Below are 18,863 nucleotides of genomic sequence, written 5' to 3' on the forward strand. Positions count from 1 at the left end.
ACCATACCGATGGTATTGTTCTCTCGTTTCGAGTCCGTTCGGGTTAGGGGATCGCGTGGGGCACAGCATCAATCGTCGGCAGTTTCTCTGGAGGACAACTGCCGCCACCGCGTCGGCCGCGATGGCGGGCCGCCTCGGCGCAGGCTCGTCGAGCGCCGCGCCCGTGCCTGACATCAAGCTGCCGACCATCTTCCACTCGCCGGAGATGGCCCCGTACGTCGACGACCTCCCGGTGCCGAGCATCATCACCTCGTCGCCCACACAACCGATCGACATCGTCGCGCGCACCACGAGCAGTCGGTTCCACCGGGATCAGCCGAAGGTGCCGACGATGGCGTACAACGACGAGTCGTACCTGGGGCCGACCATCGAGGCGCACGTCGGCGAGCAGACCACCGTGCACTATCGCAGCGAACTCGGCAAGCACATCTTCGCCGCGGATCTGGACATCTCCCTGCATGGCGTCGCCGAGCGGTACCGCGACGAGCCGGTCACCTCGATGCATCTCCACGGCGGTGCCACCCCACCGGAATTCGACGGCAACCCGGAACGGCTGATGCTGCCGCATCACGGCACGGCCTTGTTCGAATTCCCCAATCGTCAAGAGGCCGGGCATCTCTGGTACCACGACCATGCGATGGCGATCACGCGCGCCAACGTCTACGCCGGGCTCGCCGGGATGTACTTCCTGCGCGACGATCACGACACCGGTACGCCCCAGAACCCACTCGGGCTCCCCGCGGGTGAGTACGAGATCCCACTCATCCTGCAGGAGAAGATCTTCCGTCCCGACGGGCATCAGTCACTGCGCTCGACGCCGGTGGTCCCGCAGGGGATGTGGGAGGGAGGCGCGGTCGGCGACCGCGGGCTGGTCAACGGCAAGGTGTGGCCGAAGATGACGGTGGCTCGTGGGTTGTACCGTTTCCGGCTGATCAACGCGGCGTCGTTCTCGGTGTGGAACCTCTTCTTCTCCAACCGCATGCGGTTCTGGGTCATCGGCAACGAGGGCGGCCTGCTCAACGCTCCGGTCGCGACCCGTTCGTTCCAGGCGGCGCCCGGCGAGCGGTTCGATCTATTGGTCGACTTCGGTTCGCTCGCACCAGGAGAGACCGTGGATCTGTGCAACGACCTGGTGCCGCCGTTCCAGGCTCTGATGCTCGGCGAGGTGGCCATGACACGGTTCTGCCGGTTCATCGCCGGCGCCGCGCGCGGCGACCGACGAGGCGTCCCCACGACGCTGCGAGGCGGTAGGGGACGGCCAGCCCTGATCCCGCCGATCGCCAAACCGCAGCGCGTCCGACAGGTCAGCGTCTCCCAGCCCTACGAACTGCGTGTTCCGCCGGCCATCATGTCGTTGAACAATCTGCGCTACTCCGACCCCCAGATAGAGAAGCCGCGGGCGGGCACCACCGAACGCTGGGACATCATCAACATCACCCCGGACCCGCATCCGGTCCACCTGCATCTGGTCATGTTCCGCATCCTCGGACGACGGCCCCTACGCACCGTCGAGTATCAGGCGGCGAATCCGCAGCCGCCGATCGGCACCCGTTGGGCACCCGATCCGAGCGATTTCTACGCGGGACCGATGCGCGGCCCGGCGGCCTGGGAGGCGGGCTGGAAGGACACCGTGCATGCGACCGGCGGGCACGTGACCTCGATCGTCGTCCGGTTCCCGACCGCCGACGAACTCGGCTTCGATCCGGACGCGGTCTTCTCCTCCGACCCGACGAAGTCGTGGACCCGGCCGTCGGGTGGTCACGAGGTGGCACCGTCGATGTCGCCGGGGCACCACCACGCCGGAGCCACACCGGTTCACGGCATGGTCACCAAGGATCTACAGGGTTACGTCTGGCATTGCCACATCCTCGGCCACGAGGATCACGACATGATGCTGCGCTACCGGGTGGTGCCGTGACATAGGTCGGGTGGAGTTCTTCCCGACTCGTTCGGCTGTTCGGTCGTCTCCTCAGCCGAGGCCTCCGGCAGGGTGACCTCGGCGCCTGGATGCCGCACAGGCCGGTGCGGGCGAGAAACGGGTTGCCGCCGTGAAGCACCAGGACGGCGTGGATCCGGGATCTCGTGCGATGGACTTCGGCCGATCAAGCCGTTTGCATGTTCGGCGATCAGGCCAGTTGTTACGCTCGGGATTCCGGGGGTCGGCCAGATTTGCTCGACACCGGGAGCGTCGTCATGGCAGGAAATCGCCGCGAAAAGATCGCCGTCGACATTCGCGATGCCGTTCCGGACTGGGCACCGTATCTGCCCGCACAGGCACCCGAAAACGCCCCGAACGTCCTGATCATCGCCTGGGACGACGTCGGGTACGGCAGCATGGACATCTTCGGGGGCCCGATCGAGACACCCACCATGCGACGCATCGCCGACCGGGGTGTGAAGTACTCGAACTTCCACACCACCGCCCTGTGTTCCCCGACCCGGGCCTCACTGCTGACCGGGCGCAACGCGACGACCAATGGCATGGCGACCATCGCCGAACTGAGCTCCGGGTTCCCGGGCATCAGCACCCACATCCCGTTCGAGAACGGATTCATCTCCGAGGTGCTGGCCGAGCGGGGATGGAACACCTACTGCGTCGGCAAGTGGCATCTCACGCCGGCCGACGAGATGAACATGGCCGCGGTCAAGAGCCGGTGGCCGCTGGGCCGCGGGTTCGAGCGCTTCTACGGCTTCCTCGGCGGCGAGTCGAGCAGCTGGTATCCCGACCTGGTCTACGACAACCATCCGATCGACGCCCCCGCAACCCCGGAGAACGGCTACCATCTGTCGAAAGACCTGGCGGACAAGGCAATCGAATTCATCCGTGACGCCAGGGTCGTCGACCCGGACAAACCGTTCTTCATGTACCTGGCCCCACAGGCCGGGCACGCCCCGCACCATGTCTTCACCGAATGGGCCGACCGGTACAAGGGCAGGTTCGATCAGGGCTACGAGGCAATCCGTGCCGAGATCCTGCAGCGGCAGAAGGATCTCGGGTTGCTACCCGAGGACACCGAGCTCTCCCCGATCAATCCGCACGGGGAACCGGCCACCACCGGGCCCGACGGACAGCCGTGGCCCCTGCTAGACACGGTCCGACCTTGGGATTCGCTCACCGTCGACGAGCAACGCCTGTTCATCCGGATGGCCGAGGTGTTCGCCGGCTACATCTCCTACACCGACGACCAGCTCGGCCGGGTGATCGACCTGCTCGAAGCGACCGGCGAGCTCGACAACACCCTCATCGTCATGATCTCCGACAACGGTGCCAGCGGTGAAGGGGGGCCGAACGGATCGTTCAACGAATGGCGGTTCTTCAACGGGATCCCCGACACCGCCGAGGACACCCTGCCGCACCTCGACGAGCTCGGCACACCCGCGTCGTACAACCACTACAACACGGGCTGGGCGTGGGCCTTCGACACCCCGTTTCCGTACTGGAAACGTTGGGCCGGCTACGAGGGTGGCGTCGCCGACATGTGCGTGCTCTCGTGGCCGGCGCGGATCGACGCCTCGGCCGAACCGCGCCCGCAGTACGTTCATGCGGTCGATGTCGTCCCGACGATCTACGAGTTGCTCGGCATGACCCCGCCCGAGGTACTGAAGGGATACACCCAGAGTCCGCTGGAAGGCGAGAGCTTCGCGGCCTCGCTCACCGATCCCACCGCGCCGGGCAAGGACGTGCAGTTCTACACGATGCTGGGGCAACGCTCGCTCTATCACGATGGGTGGCTTGTCTGTTCCGTGCATCCGCCGCTGTCCGGGTGGGGTCACTTCGACAAAGATGTGTGGGAGCTGTACCACCTGGCGGAGGACCGGACCCAACTGCACGATCTCGCCGCCGCCGAACCCGAGCGGCTGGAAGCCTTGAAGGGCCTGTGGTTCTACTACGCCGGCCGCTACCACGGGCTACCGCTGGACGACCGCAGCATTCTCGAACAGGCGGTCGCCGAACGCCCCCGCCCGGGAAAGACGCGGGACCGCTACGTCTACTACCCGGACTGTGCGGACGTCCCCGAGGCGGCCGGTGTCGTCATCGTCGGACGGTCCTACACGATCGCCGCGGGAGTCCACCTAGATTCGGCCGATGCCGGGGGAGTCCTCTACGCCCACGGCGGCCTGGCCGGCGGTCACAGTCTCTACGTCAAAGATCGTCGTCTGCGCTACGCCTTCAACTGGGTCGGCTCGCACCTGCAGACCGTGGTCGCCGACCGGGACATCGCTCCCGGAAACCACGTGTGCACCGCTGAATTCGCGCTCTCCGGGAAGAACACCGATCCGGCGACGCCGGGGTTCGCCGGCACCCTGACCCTCTATGTCGACGATCAGCAGGTGGCGACCGGTGAGATCGTCACCCAGCCGGGGCCGTTCTGTGCCGTCGGTGACGGCATCTGCGTCGGGCGAGACAGCGCCTCATCGGTCACACCGGACTACGTGTCCCCGTTCCCGTTCACCGGGGGCACGATCGACAGGGTCGTCGTCGACGTCTCCGGCGAACGCTATGTCGACCACGAGGCGCAGGTGCGCGCCTGGTTCTCGATCGATTGACCGGCGCTGCTCAGCGGTGGCGGACGATGCAGCGGAACCCGATGTGGCAGGTGGAGGTCTCCGCGCTCTCGCCCTGCCTGGCTGCGGGCCGGTAGCGCAAGCAGTAGTTCGGGGCGCAGAGGTGCGAGCCGCCCTTGATGACTCGCCGGGGATGGGCCTCGGCGCCGGGCCCGGACGCGAGCGTGCGCGGATCGGCGGGCATGCAGCATGCCGTGGCCGGGGAGCTCCCACGTCTGTTCGGATCGTGGCGGGCGGCGAAGCGGTCTGTCGTCCATTCCCAGACGTTGCCGGTCACATCCACCAGGCCGTAACCGTTCGGCCGGAAGCTGCCCACCGGGGACGTGCCGACGTACCCGTCCTCCGCGAGGTTCTGCCACGGGAACTCGCCCTGCCAGGTGTTGGCCAGGTATCGCCCCTTCGGGGTGTAGTCGTCGCCCCACGCGAACCGGGCCCGATCGAGGCCGCCGCGGGCCGCGAACTCCCACTCGGACTCGGTCGGCAGCTCCTTGCCCGCCCACCGGGCGTAGGCGAGCGCGTCATAGTGGGACACGTGGGTCACCGGATGGCGTTCGCGGCCGCCGACCGTACTTCCTGGGCCCTCTGGATGGCGCCAATCCGCACCCGGCACCCACGACCACCACCGGCGATAGTCGTCGAGCGGTACGCGCCGAGCGGGCGGGGTGAACACCAGCGACCCGGGTACCAGCAGCGCCGGGTCGGCATCGGGATACTCGGCCGGATCGGGCGCGACCTCGGCGGTCGTGACGTGACCGGTGTCCTTCACGAAACGCCGGAACTCGGCGACCGTCACCGGATGGGTGTCCATCCAGAACCCGCCGACACCCACCTGGTGGACCGGACGCTCCTCCGGGTAGAACTCCTCCGACCCCATCCAGAACATCCCGCCCGGAACCCAGCTCATGTTCTTCGGTGCGCGGCCGGTCGACGCTGCAGATTGCACACCTCGAGTATCCCGGAACCGGCGCGTTTCGAGTGCGGTCTCGGGATACCGTGCAGGTCTTGCCCTATCGCAATTGCATGCCGGGGCGTCCAGTGGGTGTCCGACCCAGATGGTTTCCGAAAGCGGCCCGCCGCGGGCTCACCCGCGGCGCTTGCGGCCCCAGAGCAGGTAGATCGCCGGCGCGATTCCGGCGGTCGAGCCGAGCGACAGTCCGATGACCCAGGCACGCTTGGGGCCGTTGATCTCGTCGGCCTGCCGTCCGGCGAGGTCTCGTAGTGCCCACACTCGCGTACCGGCATCGACCGCGGCGACCGTCACGATCGCGGCCTTCGCGGTGGGGGACAACTCTTTCCAGCTCTTCTTCTTGCTCATGGTCGAGAGCGTAGCGGAGCCGACCTACGCTCCCCGCGTGTCACCGCACGTAGCGCAGGAACACGTCGTCACCATGCGGGACGGCATGTTTGAGCCGGAATCGACGAGGGGCGTCGAGCGGACTGAGCACTGCCGCGGCCGGGTCGGTCACCGGGTTGCCCTCGGCGGTCACCTGGGGCGCCATGGTCACGCAGAACTCGTCGACGAGGTCGGCTTCGGACAGTTTGTCGAGCAGGCTCGGCCCGCCCTCGCAGTTGATCCGTCGCAGTCCTCGTGCACGAAGTTCGCTGATCGCGGCGGGCAGGTCGATGCCGTCGTCTCCCACGGCGATGATCTCCGCTCGGTCCCGCACCGCGGAGGTGTCCGCCTGCGCGGAGGTGATGACTATCGGTCGATGCTCCGGCGGTACGTCGAGAGACCGTTCGGGCAGTGCGCAGGACAGCGAGACGATCGCCAGACGCGGGATGTCCGAGCTCCCCGACCCGCTAGTGCGCGAACGCAATTCGGCCAGCTCGGGGGAGAGGGTCGCGGGACCGTACTTTTCGACGCGCGCGGTGGCCGCACCGACGAGCACGACATCCGACAGGGCGCGGAGCGCGTGGAAAAGGGCACGGTCAGCCGGTGAGGACAACGGGCCGACCCGACCGCGGAAACTCACCGAGCCGTCGATGCTCATCACCATGTTGGTGCGGAGCCCTTCGGGAAAGTCGGCGTAGAGGCGTTCGGCAAAGGCCGGCGCGTCGAAGCCGGGACCGTGCTCCTCGTTGGTCGTGTCGCTCATGCGTCGTGCCCGGGCTCGATGTGGCGGGTGTCGGCGAAGCTGACCCAGGAATCGCGCGAAGGGTCGTCGACCAACACCGCGCCGTCGATCGGCTCGACGATGTGCGCGGTGTGGTCGCCGACGTCGATGCGATCGAGAATCCGTGCGGCGAACCACATCTCCGAGTCTTCGAGGATCGGCAGACCGTGCGGTCCTGCCGACCATCGGCATCGCTCGAACTTGTCGACCTCGTCGCCCGTCTGTCCTCCGAACAGTTCGGCGAGTTCCTTGTGATCGCTCGGTATCAGGTGAACCGCGAGATACTCGGCGGCCGTTGCGACGCCGTGCGTGTGATTGGCCTGGGAGATCCCGATCAGGAAGCGCCGGGGGTCGATGCTCGTCTGGGTCGCGAACCCCACGAGACATCCTGACCGTCGACCTTCGGCGACGGTCGTGATCACGAACACCGGGTAGTCGATGACCTCGACCATCTTGTCGAATGCGTCCGTGCCGGCCACACTCACCTCTTTCTCTCGCGGTACACAGTGCCTTGCTGTCGTACCCGATCGGTGTGAGTCTCAACCGCCTCGGAGCGTCGGGTTACGCGGCGTCCTTGATCTGCTGACGCTGCGCGGTGAACATCTCGGCGAGGCTGCTGGTGACCTCCGAGCTGACCGACGGCGCGCTGTCGCTGAAGGTGTTGTGGGCCACCGAGAACGACACGCCGCGCTCTTCGCCCACCGCCAGGGTGCCCACCATGTGGACCTCGATGTCGGAGATGGTGAACTTGCCGGTCATCCGGAATGCCTTGTAGTCGCCACTGATCGGCAGGTTCTGCTTCTCGAGCTTGATCGCGACCGGCACGGTCTCGCCGTCCTCCTCCAGATTCAGAGTGAAGGATTGGCAGGCGGAGAGGATCTCGTCGAAGTCCTGGTAGCTTCCGTCGGCGGGCTTGGTCACGTCGACGCTGTACTCGTCGAGACCGAAGAAGACCTCTCCCGAGTCGGCGGTTTCGCTGAGCTGGCGTTCGGCATACTCGGCGGTGGTGTCGGGGCTCTCCACCAGTCGCGCGCACTTCTCGTTGTCGACGCTCGTGCCGTCGTCCTCGTCGGACTGGTCGGTGTCCAGTGTGAATTCGCCCGTGATGTCGGGGAATTCGGCCTCCGGGAGCAGCATGGCGACGGCCGACGCGGTCGGCACCTTCGGCTCGTCGGAACTGTTGTCGCCGCCCAGTGTGAACGCCAGGACGACCGCCACGACGACGATGAGCACGAGCAGGAGTCCGCCGCCGCCGACGAACCACCACTTCTTGCCGCCGCCGGACGACGACGGGGGAGGAGGAGGCTGCTGACCGTACGGTTGTTGACCATAGGGCTGCTGCCCGAACGGTTGTTGCTGCCCATAGGGCTGTTGCCCGTACGGCTGTTGGCCATAGGGCTGCTGCTGCGGGTACGGCTGCTGGCCATGGGGTTGCTGCTGCGGGTAGGGCTGCTGCCCATGGGGTTGCTGACCGTACGGCTGCTGACCGGGCGCGGGTTGTCCACCCTGCGGGCCGAGCCGGGTGGGCTCATTCGGGTCGTAGGGACTGCCCACGATTGGCTCCTTTTCTCGGCGGAACGCGACCCATGACTCTGTGCGGTCGTCGACTCGGGGAGAGTACCGCGCACACTCAAGGCTCACGGTGGTGTCCGAGAAAACCGGATCGTGCGGGATGACCGAATTGTCTTCGCAGGTCATCGATGGTTTCGAGGGTGGGGAACCGGGGCGGATTCAGGGCGGTTTCCACGGCGTGACGAACGCCGTATTTCATGCGGTCGAATGAGGATGTCGAGGGGTGCTCATCGGCGGTCGTGACGACGTGGCGATCCACGACGGTTCGATGGCGAACGACCCCCACCTTCCGCTGGTCGCCGGCTCGTCCCCGAACCGTAGGACACGAGGGTCACTTCTGGGCATGGGATCCGTGAACCGGCAGACACCGCGTGGGTGGCTGCGTTCCACTCGGTATGCGGTGGTGGGGTTCCGGCTCGGCGCTGCCGTGCCCGTGATCGACGAGCCGGGCAGAGGAGAACGGTCTCATGGCAAGTACTCCACGCCGGTTGCTGGCCGAGTTGTTCGGCACCTTCTGGTTGGTCTTCGGCGGTTGTGGCAGCGCGATCTTCGCGGCCAAATACGTCGCGAGCGCCGGCGATGACAGAGACACCCTGATCCAGTTGGGCATCGGGTTGCTCGGCGTCGCGTTGGCGTTCGGTCTGACGGTCGTCACGATGGCCTACGCGGTCGGGCACGTGTCGGGCGCGCACTTCAACCCGGCGATCACGCTCGGTGCGGTCATCGGCGGTCGCCTCCCGGTCAAGGATCTACCGGGCTACTGGATCGTGCAGGTCGTCGGCGGGCTCCTCGCCGGCACCCTGCTCTATGCCATCGCCAACGGCAAGCCGGGGTTCGAGGCGACCGGCAACATGGCGGCCAACGGTTACGGCGACCATTCACCGAACAACTACAGTCTCGTCGCGGTGCTGATCGCCGAGGCGGTCCTCACCGCGTTCTTCCTGCTCGTGGTGCTCGGTGCCACCGACGGCCGGGCGCCCGCCGGATTCGGTCCGCTGGCCATCGGTCTGACGCTGACGGTGATCCACCTGGTCTCGATCCCGATCAGCAACACGTCGGTGAATCCGGCGCGTTCGACGGCGGTCGCGTTCTTCAACGGCAACGGGGCACCCGGTCAGCTGTGGTTGTTCTGGGTCGCACCGCTGCTGGGCGGCCTCATCGGCGGCATCCTGTATCCGCTGATGTTCGGCAACGGGAAATTCGCTCTGGGCCGGGCGTCCGACGACGGACCGGCCGCCGAGCCGACCCGGAGCTGACCGCTCACGGCCGGGGCCACCGGTGGTGCGACCATTGACCGATGACCGCAACTCTCGTCGCCAAGGACGTCGCGGGCGGATACGCCCACCGCGTCCTGTTCGATCATCTCGACCTCACCATCGCGCCCGGCGATGTGGTCGGGGTGGTCGGAGCGAACGGAGCAGGCAAGACGACGCTGCTGCGCGTCCTCGCCGGTGACCTCGCACCCTTGGCGGGAACGGTGACCCGTGCACCGGCCGACGCGTTCGTCGGCTGGTTGCCACAGGAGCACGAGTGGATCCCCGGGGAGACCGTTCGTGAGTACGTCGGGCGTCGTACCGGATGCACGGCTGCCACGCGGGCGATGGACGCCGCCGCCGCGGCTCTCGCGGACGACTCCGCTCCGGCCGCTGCCGACGATCCCGCCGATGTCTATGCGGCGGCCCTCGACCACTGGCTCACCACCGGTGCCGCAGACCTCGACGAACGTCTGCCGGCAGTCCTCGCCGACCTGGGCCTCGCCACCGATGTCATCGACCCGGACACCACCCCGATGACCGCGCTGTCTGGTGGCCAGGCGGCGCGCGTCGGCCTCGCGGCGCTGCTGTGCTCCCGCTTTGACATCGTGCTGCTCGACGAACCGACCAATGACCTCGACCTCGACGGCATCGCCCGCCTGGAGGATGTCGTCGCCGGTCTCCGCGGCGGCGTCGTGCTCGTCAGTCATGACCGAGAGTTTCTGGCGCGCACTGTGACCCGGGTCCTCGAGCTCGATCTCGCCCAGCACACGAACACGGTGTACGGCGGCGGTTACGAGAGTTACCTCGAGGAACGCGAGGTGGCGCGTCGGCACAAACGCGAGGAGTACGAGGAGTTCGCCGCCAAGAAGGCCGATCTGGTGGCGCGGGCGCGCACGCAGCGAGAATGGTCGAGCCAAGGTGTGCGCAACGCGATGCGCAAGGCACCTGACAACGACAAGATCCGACGCCGTGCCGCCACCGAGTCCAGCGAGAAACAGGCGCAGAAGGTCCGGCAGATGGAAAGTCGGATCGCTCGCCTGGACGAGGTCGCCGAACCGCGCAAGGAATGGGTCCTGGAGTTCACGATCGGCTCGGCACCCCGCTCGAGCTCTGTCGTCTCGACCCTCAACAACGCCGTTGTGCGCCAAGGTGATTTCGTGATGGGGCCGGTCTCGATCCAGGTGAACGCGGGTGAGCGCATCGGCATCACCGGGCCCAACGGCGCCGGGAAATCGACGCTACTCCGACTGCTCCTCGGCCACCTCGAACCCGATTCGGGTTCCGCGCAGCTCGGCGCCAACGTGGCGATCGGTGAGATCGACCAGGCGCGAGGGCAATTCACCGGTACGACATCACTCGCCGACCGCTTCGCCGAACTCGTGCCCGATTACACCATGGCCGACGTCCGGACGCTGCTCGCCAAGTTCGGCTTGCGCGCCGACCATGTCGACCGGGCGGTCGGCGAACTGTCGCCGGGCGAGCGCACCCGCGCCGGGCTGGCGCTGCTGCAGGCCCGCGGTGTCAACGTCCTGGTGCTCGACGAGCCGACCAACCACCTCGACCTCCCGGCGATCGAACAACTCGAATCGGCCCTCGACTCCTACGACGGCGCACTGCTTCTGGTCACGCACGACCGGCGCATGCTCGCGAATGTGCGCGTCGACCGGCAGTGGCACGTCGAGGGTGGACAGGTCACCGAGCAGTGACGCCGGCCCGTCACGGTCCGAAGCGCTCGTCCGGTAGTCCTGCGGCTTTGCGTGCCCGCCAGTTCTCCAGATAGGGGAGGGCTCGGTCTCGATCGAGCGCGGAGCGGACCGCCGCTGCCGGTCGGCCGAGAGCCGTCAGATCGCCGTCGTCGACGGCCCAGCCGAAGGGGAAGGGCGTCCGCGTCGTGAAGTGGGACATCCAGAGCAACACCAGGTCTCCGGGATGGGCGAGTCGCGTGTAGTGGTGACTGCCGCGCTCATGATCGTCGATCAACCAGCCGCCGTCGGTCCGGTGTGCGATGAAGTCGGGATCGTTCAGCCACTCCCATCGACCGTGATGGTCTCGTGGAGCGGTACCGAAACCAGCTGTCTGCAGCTGTCGGGCGAGTGCTGTCGGCGTCCACGGCGCGGGGAAGAAGGACCTGATGGTCACATCGAGTTCGAGGCGGTGAAGATCGGGCCCGCTGTTTCCGCGTTCGGTGATGAGAGCATTGACGATCATGGTCGACGGGGACGGCGACCCGTCATCGATCAGCGCCAGGTGAAGCGCGAGCATCCGGGAGAACCGGCGGTGCTCGTCGGGAGAGGTGAACGGCGGCAGGGGAATGTCCGGCACACGAGGCATCCCCCAGGGCACGCCGGTCGCCTTGTGGAGCGGCGCCGCCGACCACTGCCGTCGAATTTCATCGGAGTCCACGAACCCAGCCTAAGGCGAGTTCTTGCGTGGGCATTGACATACAACCAATCGGTTGTATGTTGGAGGTGTGGCCGGAACCACTGGCACATCGCCAGACGACGAGGACAGGGCCGACGCCCTGTTCCACGCGCTGTCCGATCGCACGCGCCGCGACATCATGCGACGTGTGCTCGCCGGTGAACACTCGGTCTCGGTACTCGCCGCGAAATACGACATGAGCTTCGCGGCGGTACAGAAGCACGTCGCCGTGCTGGAAAAGGCGGGCCTACTGACCAAACGACGTCAGGGGCGCGAACAACTGGCCAGTGGCGATGTCGCCGCGGTGCGTTCGGTGGCGTCGATGCTCACCGAACTCGAACAGGTGTGGCGTGGCCGTATCGCGCGCATCGACGATCTGCTCACGCTCGAAACACCACCAACTGCAACACCATCGGAGGAATGACCAATGCCTGTCATCGATGTGACCCCGGACCTCGACGCCCGCACGATCACCATCAACGCCGAATTCGCCGCCCCCGTCGAACGCGTCTGGCAGATCTATGCCGATCCGCGCCAACTGGAGAAGATCTGGGGTCCGCCCACCTACCCCGCGACCGTCGTCGACCACGAACTCAAGCCGGGCGGGAAGGTCACCTACTACATGACCAGTCCCGAAGGCGAGAAGTTCGGCGGCTATTGGAAAGTCGAGACGGTTGACGAGCCGCGCGGATTCACCTTCCTCGACGGGTTCGCCGACGCCGACCTCAACCCGCTCACCGACATGCCCGAGTCCCGCAACGCATACACGTTCGCCGAGAAGGATGACAAGACACTCGCCACATACATCAGCACCTACGACTCCGCCGAAGCACTTCAGAAGGTGCTCGACATGGGCGTCGTCGAAGGTGCTTCCAGCGCGATCAATCAGATCGACGACTTCCTGAAGGTCTGACCGGAGGCGGGTCAGATGTTGGAGTTCAGCGCCGGGAACCCTTCGGGCAGTTCGGCGGCCGGCGCGTCGCTGAACTGCCCGGCGTCCAGGTCCAGGCCGTGTGTGTAAGCAGCCATCGAGATCGACCCGGCCGCATGTCCGTCGACCAGCAGATCCAGTGGCGACTCCTGCGCCAGTCCCGCGACGTAGAGCAGCGGCAGGTAGTGATCGGGTGTCGGCACGGAATTCTCGAAGTCGGGATGGCCGTCGAGGCTCAGGACGTGAGAGGGGTTGTCCTGCAGCACTTCGCGTGCAGCATCGTCGAACCGGTGGGCCCAGTCGTATCCGCTGTCGGCCTTGCTGAAATCGACGGCCCGCAGGTTGTGGACGATGTTGCCGCTGCCGATGATGAGCACACCCTGCTCCCGTAACGGCGCCAGCTTTCGGCCGAGTTCGTAGTGGTGCTCGAAGTCCTTGAAGGCGTTGAGGGACAACTGCAGAACCGGGATCGAGGCGTCCGGGAACGTGTGCACCAGAACCGACCAGGTGCCGTGGTCGATGCCCCAGCTGTCCAGGTCGAGGCCGCACCACGTGGGTTTGACCACGTCGGAGACCATCTCGGCGACGTCCGGGTCGCCGGGTGCGGGGTACTCCACGTCGAACAGGTCCTGCGGGAACCCGTAGAAGTCGTGGATGGTTCGCGGACGCGGCATGGCCGTCACTGCTGTCGCGTTGGTGTACCAGTGTGCGGAGATCACCAGGATCGCCCGCGGCTTCGGAACCGCCTGCCCCAACGCCCGCCACGCCTCGGTGTACCGGTTGCGTTCGAGTGCGTTCATCGGGTTGCCGTGTCCGATGAACGCTGTGGGCATCGTCGGTCGGGCAGTGGTCATGATGGCCGCCTCGGGTCGCGCGGGTCGGGTCACCGACGACGGTACGCCGCCGGCCGCCGGACAGCTTCGCAACACGAAGTACCGCCATTTGTGTGCCGTGTCCGCCGAGTTCGGACTCGCGACGACGGCCGATGCCAGAAGCTGACTGTATGGCAAAGCGCTGGTCGGTGGTCGTGGCACTACTGTTGGTCGTCGTCCTCGCGGCGTGCGGGTCGTCCGGTTCGTCCTCGGATTCGCCCACCTCGGCAACCTCCGCAGACCCGGAGAAGGCCGCGGCGATCGAGCGGATCGTCGAAGACCTGATGGCCTCGAAGCACCTCAAGGCAGTGATCGTCCGCGTGACACAGGACGGCGACGAGGTGATCACCAAGGCGTTCGGTGAATCCCAGACCGGTATCCCGGCCACCCCCGACATGAACTTCCGCAACGGTGCCGTCGCGATCGCCTACGTCGCCGCGGTCCTCCTGCAACTCGTCGACGAGGGCAAGGTGTCCCTCGACGACACCATCGGCAGGTGGGTTCCGGAGATCCCACACGCCGACGAGGTGACCCTCGGTCAGCTGGCGACCATGACCTCCGGATACCAGGATTACGTTCTCGGCAACGAAGCCTTCGAGAGGACTGAACTCAACAATCCCTTCAAGGCGTGGACGATCGACGAGATGCTGTCCTACGCAATCGACAAGCCGTTGCTGTACGAGCCCGGCACCAACTGGAACTACGCCCACACCAACTACGTGATCCTCGGTCTGGTGCTGCAGAAGATCACCGGCAAGCCCGTCGAAGATCTGCTCCGCGAGAGGATCTCGGAGCCGCTGGGTCTGACGAACACCGTGTCGAACCTGACCGCGACGATTCCCGAGCCGGCCCTGCACGCATACTCCTCCGAACGGCGCGGAATCCTGAATCTTCCGCCGGATACGCCCTTCTACGAGGAGACCACCGGCTGGAACCCGTCGTGGAGCATCACCCACGGTGCCATCCAGACGTCGAACATCTACGACGTCGAGGCCACCGGGCGCAAGCTCTTCGCCGGCGAGACGCTCTCGAAGGAGGCCTACGAGACGATGACCTCGACCCGGCTCCGCGGGATCGCCCGGCCGTTGTCCGGGTGCGCGACGTGCCGGGAGATGAACGAGCGCTACACATACGGGATGGGGGTGGTCCTCGCCGGGGAATGGATCGTCCAGAATCCGCTGTTCAACGGCTACGCCGCCGTGGTCGGATACCTGCCGGAGGAGAAGATCTCCATCGCCGTCGCGGTGACCTACGAATCGGAGGCGTTCGGCCCCGACGGTTCCTACGACAACGGTGGCAACCCGATCTTCTCGCAGATCGGGGCGCTGATGGCGCCCGATCACGCACCGCCGATCCCGCGGGACTGACTACCTCGCGTGACGGACGTGGCGGCATGCCACGATGTTTCGCATGATTCTCGCCGAGTCCGCGTCCACGGACACCTCAGTGATCGTGTCGCTGTTCTGGATCGTGCTCATCGCGGCGGTGTCGCCGCTGTTGTCGAGGCTGTCCCGCGGCTACGTTCCCGACGCCGTGCTGCTGCTGGTGTTCGGGATCGTGATCGGCCCGCACGCGCTGGACTGGGCCGACCGCACGGGCATCGACATGCTCAGCCAGCTCGGCCTGGGCATGCTGTTCCTCCTGGCCGGTTACGAACTCGACCCGAAGCTGTTGAGCGGCAGGCCTGGTCGCGTCGCACAGCTGTCCTGGTTGGTGAGTCTCCTCATCGCCTGGGGTTCGGTGGCCCTGGTCGCCACGGTTCTCGCGCTGGGTCTGGGTGAGGCCGGCTTCACCGCCCACATCGCGATCGCGATCACCCTCACCTCGACGGCGCTCGGCACCCTGCTGCCCATCCTCAAACAAGCCGGCCTCGACGGTACCCGCCTGGGACGTGCGGTCATGGCGCACGGGGCGGTCGGCGAGCTCGGCCCGGTGCTCGCGATGTCGCTGCTGCTCACCAGTCGGAGTTTCGGCGGTGCGGTGATCGTACTGGTGCTCTTCGTGCTGGCTGCTCTGCTGATCGCGGCTGCCCCGCAGCACATCCTCGCGCGCATCCCCGGCATCGGGACGGCGATCGGTGAGATGGCCGGCGGAACGGTGCAGTTGCCGGTGCGCGTGGTGGTGCTACTGCTCGTGTCACTCATGACGGTGGCCGCGGTGTTCGACCTCGACGTCGTGCTGGGCGCCTTCGCGGCCGGATTGATCCTGCGCCGGCTCATCGGACCCGAACACCCGCATGTCGGTAGGTCGTTGGAGGTCATCGGGTTCGGAGTCCTGATCCCGATCTTCTTCGTCACCTCGGGTATGAACATCGACGTGTCCGCGGTCGCGTCCAAGCCCGGGACGTGGGTCGTGCTGGTGCTGGCCATCGCGATCGCCCGCGGCGGTCCCGTCTGGTTCAGCGCCCGCTTCCTCGACGACGGGCACTTCCTGAGACAACCGCGCGAGCGTGGTCAGCTGGCGCTGTTCGCCGCGACCGGATTGCCGATCATCGTGGCCGTCACCGAGGTCGCGGTGTCTTCGGAACTGATCTCCGCCGCGCTCGCCTCCACACTGGTGGCCGCTGGCGCCACGACGGTCCTGCTGTTCCCGCTGGCCGCCAGGCTCATCGGGAGATCCACTCCAGCAACCGATCCGACGACCACGTCGTGACGATCCGGTCCGGGTCGATGTCGTGCTCCACGGCACGACGCGCACCCAGGACCTTGAACTCGAGCTGGCCGGGCGCGTGCGCGTCGGAATCGATTGCGAACAGACAACCGGCGTCGAGGGCGATCTCGATCAGCTCGTCGGGCGGATCCACGCGTTCGGGTCGTGAGTTGATCTCCACGATCGTGTCGTTCGCGGCGCACGCCTCGAAGACGGCGCGAGCGTCGAAGGTCGACGGCGGTCGGTGGCCGCGTCCGCTGAGCACCCGGCGGCCGGTGCAGTGCCCCAGGACATGGACGCGAGGGTCGGACACGGCGTTGACGAGCCGGGTCGTCATCGCGTCGTGGTCCATCCGCAGGTGTGAGTGGACGGAGGCGGTCACGGTGTCGAGGCGCTCGATCATCTCGTCCGACTGATCGAGCGCGCCGTCGTCGAGGATGTCGATCTCGATTCCCCGGAGAAGTCGAAAACCATTGCCGTGCACGCTGTTCCACTCGTCGATTGCTTCGATCTGCGAGGCCAGTCGTTCGGCACTCAACCCGTTGGCGACCGTCAGGCGCGGCGAGTGGTCGGTGATTGCCAGCCAATCGTGGCCCAGGGCCCGTGCCGCAGAGGCCATCTCGGCGATGGGGGCGCCGCCGTCGCTCCACTCGGTGTGCGCGTGGAGGTCCCCGACGACGGCGGTGACCAGATCGTCGGCGCCCTCCGGCGGGAACGGCGGTTCCTCGTCCTGGAGCCGGGCGAGATAGTCCGGGACCCGGCCGTCGACGGCCTGTCCGATGACGTCCGCGGTGGTCTTCCCGATGCCCTTCACCGTGGTGAGGGATCGGCCCGATGCCCGGTCACGCAGGTCGTCGGCGGAGAGTCGTGCCGCGGCCTGGGCGGCTCGTCGGAACGCCTCCACCCGGTACGTACTCTCTCGTCGCTGTTCGAGAAGCCAGGAGATGCGGGTCAGCGCCTCTACCGGGTCGACCGGAGGGGTCAGCGGTTCGAGCGGCTTCACACGTGCACCGGGTCGGAGACGAGTACCGCCCGGCGCAGAAGATGCAGCCGGGCGGTGGATCGGGTCGCCGAGGAATTCCTCACGCGTGACCGGTCAGTGTGCGGCCTCGAAGGCCTCGATGATGCTCTGCGGGATGCGGCCGCGGTCGCTGAGCTCGTAGCCCTCGCGGATGGCCCACTCGCGGATCGCCTTGGTGGTCTCCTTGTTGCGTCCGCCGCCGGCAGCGGCGGTGGTGGCCGTTGCGCGCTTGGTGACCCGGCCGGTCTGACGCGAGATGTCGAGGTACTTCGCGAGCGAATCACGGAATTGCTGCGCGTGCTTCGATGAAGTGTCGAACTCGTAATTCTTACCGTCGAGTGACCACCGAACAGTTTCGTACTGATCCAAAACCTTGCCGTCGAGATCGTCGATGACCTGAACGATTTCCTTCTTCGCCATGAAACGCTTTCCCCTCGATTTGTGTCATGCGACCAAGACGGTCGTGGGAGGTCTATTAAACCTTATCCACCCCGTTTGATCTATTCATCGGTACACAGCTTAGACCCAAACTATGAGTAGCCGCTGAGAACCCCCGCTTAGACCATAAAGTATCGAAATGCCTCAGGGAAGCCAGGACGCCAGATTCTTAGGGAGTAGGCGCAATACTGCTGTTCGATGATCGCGTTCGGGGTGTCTCGGTCCGAGTTGTCGTCCGTGATGTCCGAGTTGTGGGCGTGATGGTCGTCGCACTCCGTGCGGATTCGCCCGTTTCTTCAGGGGAGAGTGCCACCAGATCTTCGGGTGCGCGATCGGCTGCGTAGATGGTTCGGTAACCACCGTCGGTCACCGAGAATCCGGATTTCGAACGCGATTCGAGACAGAACATGCCAATCGTCTCGATGAGGCAAGAGAATCGCGAAATGGAAATTGTGTGCCCGAAGTCGACTATTGAAGAGCGATAGAGAACCGGATAGCGATTGGCGCACGCACCATGTTGCGGACCGTCCGAACTGAGGATTGCGTAATCGGGCGCCCAGTCGCAGGATGCCGACGCCGTGGACGGAGCCTCGCGCCGCCTCGAAGGTCCGGAGTCGACCCCGTCGTTGATACGGCAGGCCAGCGACGACCGTCCGTTGGTGCCGGTCGAGCAATTGACTGATCGATCGGGTGTGGAGAAATGGAAGCCGGACGAGTCCTGTAACGGCGAATCCGCGGTCACCGAACCCTGATGAAAGCGCGAATTGTCGACTCGTGGGGCCAATGCGACCACTCGGCCGATTGTCCAATCGGGAAGATTTTGTGCCGTGTCCTCACCAGTGGTGGACGTCGTCGACGACGACTCGACCTCGGTGAGGGTGGACAGTTCGTCGGTCGGTGGAATGACAATTCGTGACGGCGTGGTGTCGGTGGGCAACGAGCAACCCGTGATCGTCACGATTGCCGCGATCGTCACGGTTGCGAATGACGCGCAGATCACACGGCCGAAGTGAGGCGGCCGCG

19 protein-coding genes are annotated in these 18,863 nt (G+C 66.1%); 10 read left to right on the forward strand and 9 right to left on the reverse strand.

Annotated features, from left to right (window positions below):
• Positions 1–55: 55 nt before the first annotated feature.
• Both NWF34_RS10250 and NWF34_RS10255 read left to right on the forward strand, forming a co-directional pair.
• Complete coding sequence (locus NWF34_RS10250; protein ID WP_375295644.1) at positions 56–1,918, forward strand: multicopper oxidase family protein; 1,863 nt, start codon at positions 56–58, stop codon at positions 1,916–1,918.
• 275 nt (positions 1,919–2,193) lie between these two features.
• Positions 2,194–4,548, forward strand: coding sequence for an arylsulfatase (locus NWF34_RS10255; protein ID WP_258324946.1), 2,355 nt, complete (start codon positions 2,194–2,196; stop codon positions 4,546–4,548).
• Between the two features lie 10 nt (positions 4,549–4,558).
• On the opposite strand, the gene NWF34_RS10260 is transcribed toward NWF34_RS10255, so the two are convergent.
• The 5 genes from NWF34_RS10260 to NWF34_RS10280 form a co-directional block, all read right to left on the reverse strand.
• Positions 4,559–5,470: a formylglycine-generating enzyme family protein gene (locus NWF34_RS10260; RefSeq protein ID WP_258325008.1), complete on the reverse strand. Its 912-nt coding sequence runs from the start codon at positions 5,468–5,470 to the stop codon at positions 4,559–4,561.
• 177 nt (positions 5,471–5,647) lie between these two features.
• Entirely contained in the window at positions 5,648–5,881 is a 234-nt protein-coding gene (locus NWF34_RS10265) for a hypothetical protein (protein ID WP_258324947.1), read from the reverse strand.
• Positions 5,882–5,921: 40 nt separating this feature from the next.
• On the reverse strand, positions 5,922–6,662 hold the full coding sequence (locus tag NWF34_RS10270; RefSeq protein ID WP_258324948.1) for a pyrimidine reductase family protein: 741 nt from the start codon (positions 6,660–6,662) through the stop codon (positions 5,922–5,924).
• Positions 6,659–7,132, reverse strand: coding sequence for a flavin reductase family protein (locus NWF34_RS10275; RefSeq protein ID WP_210738077.1), 474 nt, complete (start codon positions 7,130–7,132; stop codon positions 6,659–6,661). Before NWF34_RS10275 ends, NWF34_RS10270 begins: the two co-directional genes overlap by 4 nt.
• A 109-nt stretch (positions 7,133–7,241) precedes the next feature.
• The gene (locus NWF34_RS10280) at positions 7,242–8,234 is read right to left on the reverse strand and encodes a hypothetical protein (RefSeq protein ID WP_258324949.1); all 993 of its coding nucleotides are present in this window, start codon (positions 8,232–8,234) and stop codon (positions 7,242–7,244) included.
• 91 nt (positions 8,235–8,325) lie between these two features.
• Here NWF34_RS10280 and NWF34_RS10285 point away from each other — a divergent pair, with 91 nt between their 5' ends.
• The 3 genes from NWF34_RS10285 to abc-f all read left to right on the forward strand — a co-directional run bounded on the left by NWF34_RS10285 (position 8,326) and on the right by abc-f (position 11,214).
• The gene (locus tag NWF34_RS10285; protein ID WP_258324950.1) at positions 8,326–8,463 is read left to right on the forward strand and encodes a hypothetical protein; all 138 of its coding nucleotides are present in this window, start codon (positions 8,326–8,328) and stop codon (positions 8,461–8,463) included.
• A 256-nt stretch (positions 8,464–8,719) separates the two neighbouring features.
• Positions 8,720–9,508 carry an aquaporin Z gene (gene aqpZ / locus NWF34_RS10290; protein ID WP_258324951.1) on the forward strand — a complete coding sequence of 263 codons (789 nt, stop codon included), beginning with the start codon at positions 8,720–8,722 and terminating at the stop codon, positions 9,506–9,508.
• Positions 9,509–9,549: 41 nt separating this feature from the next.
• Entirely contained in the window at positions 9,550–11,214 is a 1,665-nt protein-coding gene (gene abc-f, locus NWF34_RS10295) for a ribosomal protection-like ABC-F family protein (RefSeq protein ID WP_258324952.1), read from the forward strand.
• A gap of 10 nt (positions 11,215–11,224) precedes the next feature.
• Here the strand turns inward: abc-f and NWF34_RS10300 are convergent, their stop codons facing one another.
• Positions 11,225–11,911, reverse strand: coding sequence for a hypothetical protein (locus NWF34_RS10300; protein ID WP_258324953.1), 687 nt, complete (start codon positions 11,909–11,911; stop codon positions 11,225–11,227).
• 67 nt (positions 11,912–11,978) lie between these two features.
• Between NWF34_RS10300 and NWF34_RS10305 the strand changes: the two genes are divergently transcribed.
• The gene (locus tag NWF34_RS10305) at positions 11,979–12,353 is read left to right on the forward strand and encodes a helix-turn-helix transcriptional regulator (protein ID WP_258324954.1); all 375 of its coding nucleotides are present in this window, start codon (positions 11,979–11,981) and stop codon (positions 12,351–12,353) included.
• Positions 12,354–12,356: 3 nt separating this feature from the next.
• Positions 12,357–12,842 carry an SRPBCC domain-containing protein gene (locus NWF34_RS10310; RefSeq protein ID WP_258324955.1) on the forward strand — a complete coding sequence of 162 codons (486 nt, stop codon included), beginning with the start codon at positions 12,357–12,359 and terminating at the stop codon, positions 12,840–12,842.
• Between the two features lie 11 nt (positions 12,843–12,853).
• Here the strand turns inward: NWF34_RS10310 and ygiD are convergent, their stop codons facing one another.
• Positions 12,854–13,714: a 4,5-DOPA dioxygenase extradiol gene (gene ygiD, locus NWF34_RS10315; protein WP_258324956.1), complete on the reverse strand. Its 861-nt coding sequence runs from the start codon at positions 13,712–13,714 to the stop codon at positions 12,854–12,856.
• Between the two features lie 149 nt (positions 13,715–13,863).
• Between ygiD and NWF34_RS10320 the strand changes: the two genes are divergently transcribed.
• Entirely contained in the window at positions 13,864–15,099 is a 1,236-nt protein-coding gene (locus NWF34_RS10320; RefSeq protein ID WP_258324957.1) for a serine hydrolase, read from the forward strand.
• 43 nt (positions 15,100–15,142) lie between these two features.
• Positions 15,143–16,384 carry a cation:proton antiporter gene (locus NWF34_RS10325; RefSeq protein ID WP_258324958.1) on the forward strand — a complete coding sequence of 414 codons (1,242 nt, stop codon included), beginning with the start codon at positions 15,143–15,145 and terminating at the stop codon, positions 16,382–16,384.
• Here NWF34_RS10325 and NWF34_RS10330 read toward each other — a convergent pair.
• Both NWF34_RS10330 and NWF34_RS10335 read right to left on the reverse strand, forming a co-directional pair.
• The gene (locus tag NWF34_RS10330; protein WP_258324959.1) at positions 16,338–17,384 is read right to left on the reverse strand and encodes a PHP domain-containing protein; all 1,047 of its coding nucleotides are present in this window, start codon (positions 17,382–17,384) and stop codon (positions 16,338–16,340) included. The two genes, NWF34_RS10325 and NWF34_RS10330, sit on opposite strands and share 47 nt — an antisense overlap.
• Positions 17,385–17,477: 93 nt before the next feature.
• The gene (locus NWF34_RS10335) at positions 17,478–17,822 is read right to left on the reverse strand and encodes an Lsr2 family protein (RefSeq protein WP_006435906.1); all 345 of its coding nucleotides are present in this window, start codon (positions 17,820–17,822) and stop codon (positions 17,478–17,480) included.
• A gap of 845 nt (positions 17,823–18,667) precedes the next feature.
• Between NWF34_RS10335 and NWF34_RS10340 the strand changes: the two genes are divergently transcribed.
• A complete protein-coding gene (locus NWF34_RS10340; protein ID WP_258324960.1) occupies positions 18,668–18,853 on the forward strand; it encodes a hypothetical protein in 186 nt (61 codons plus the stop codon).
• Positions 18,854–18,863: the final 10 nt, after the last annotated feature.

It is taken from the genome of Gordonia sp. GONU, from assembly GCF_024733855.1.
GTDB lineage: Bacteria > Actinomycetota > Actinomycetes > Mycobacteriales > Mycobacteriaceae > Gordonia > Gordonia amicalis.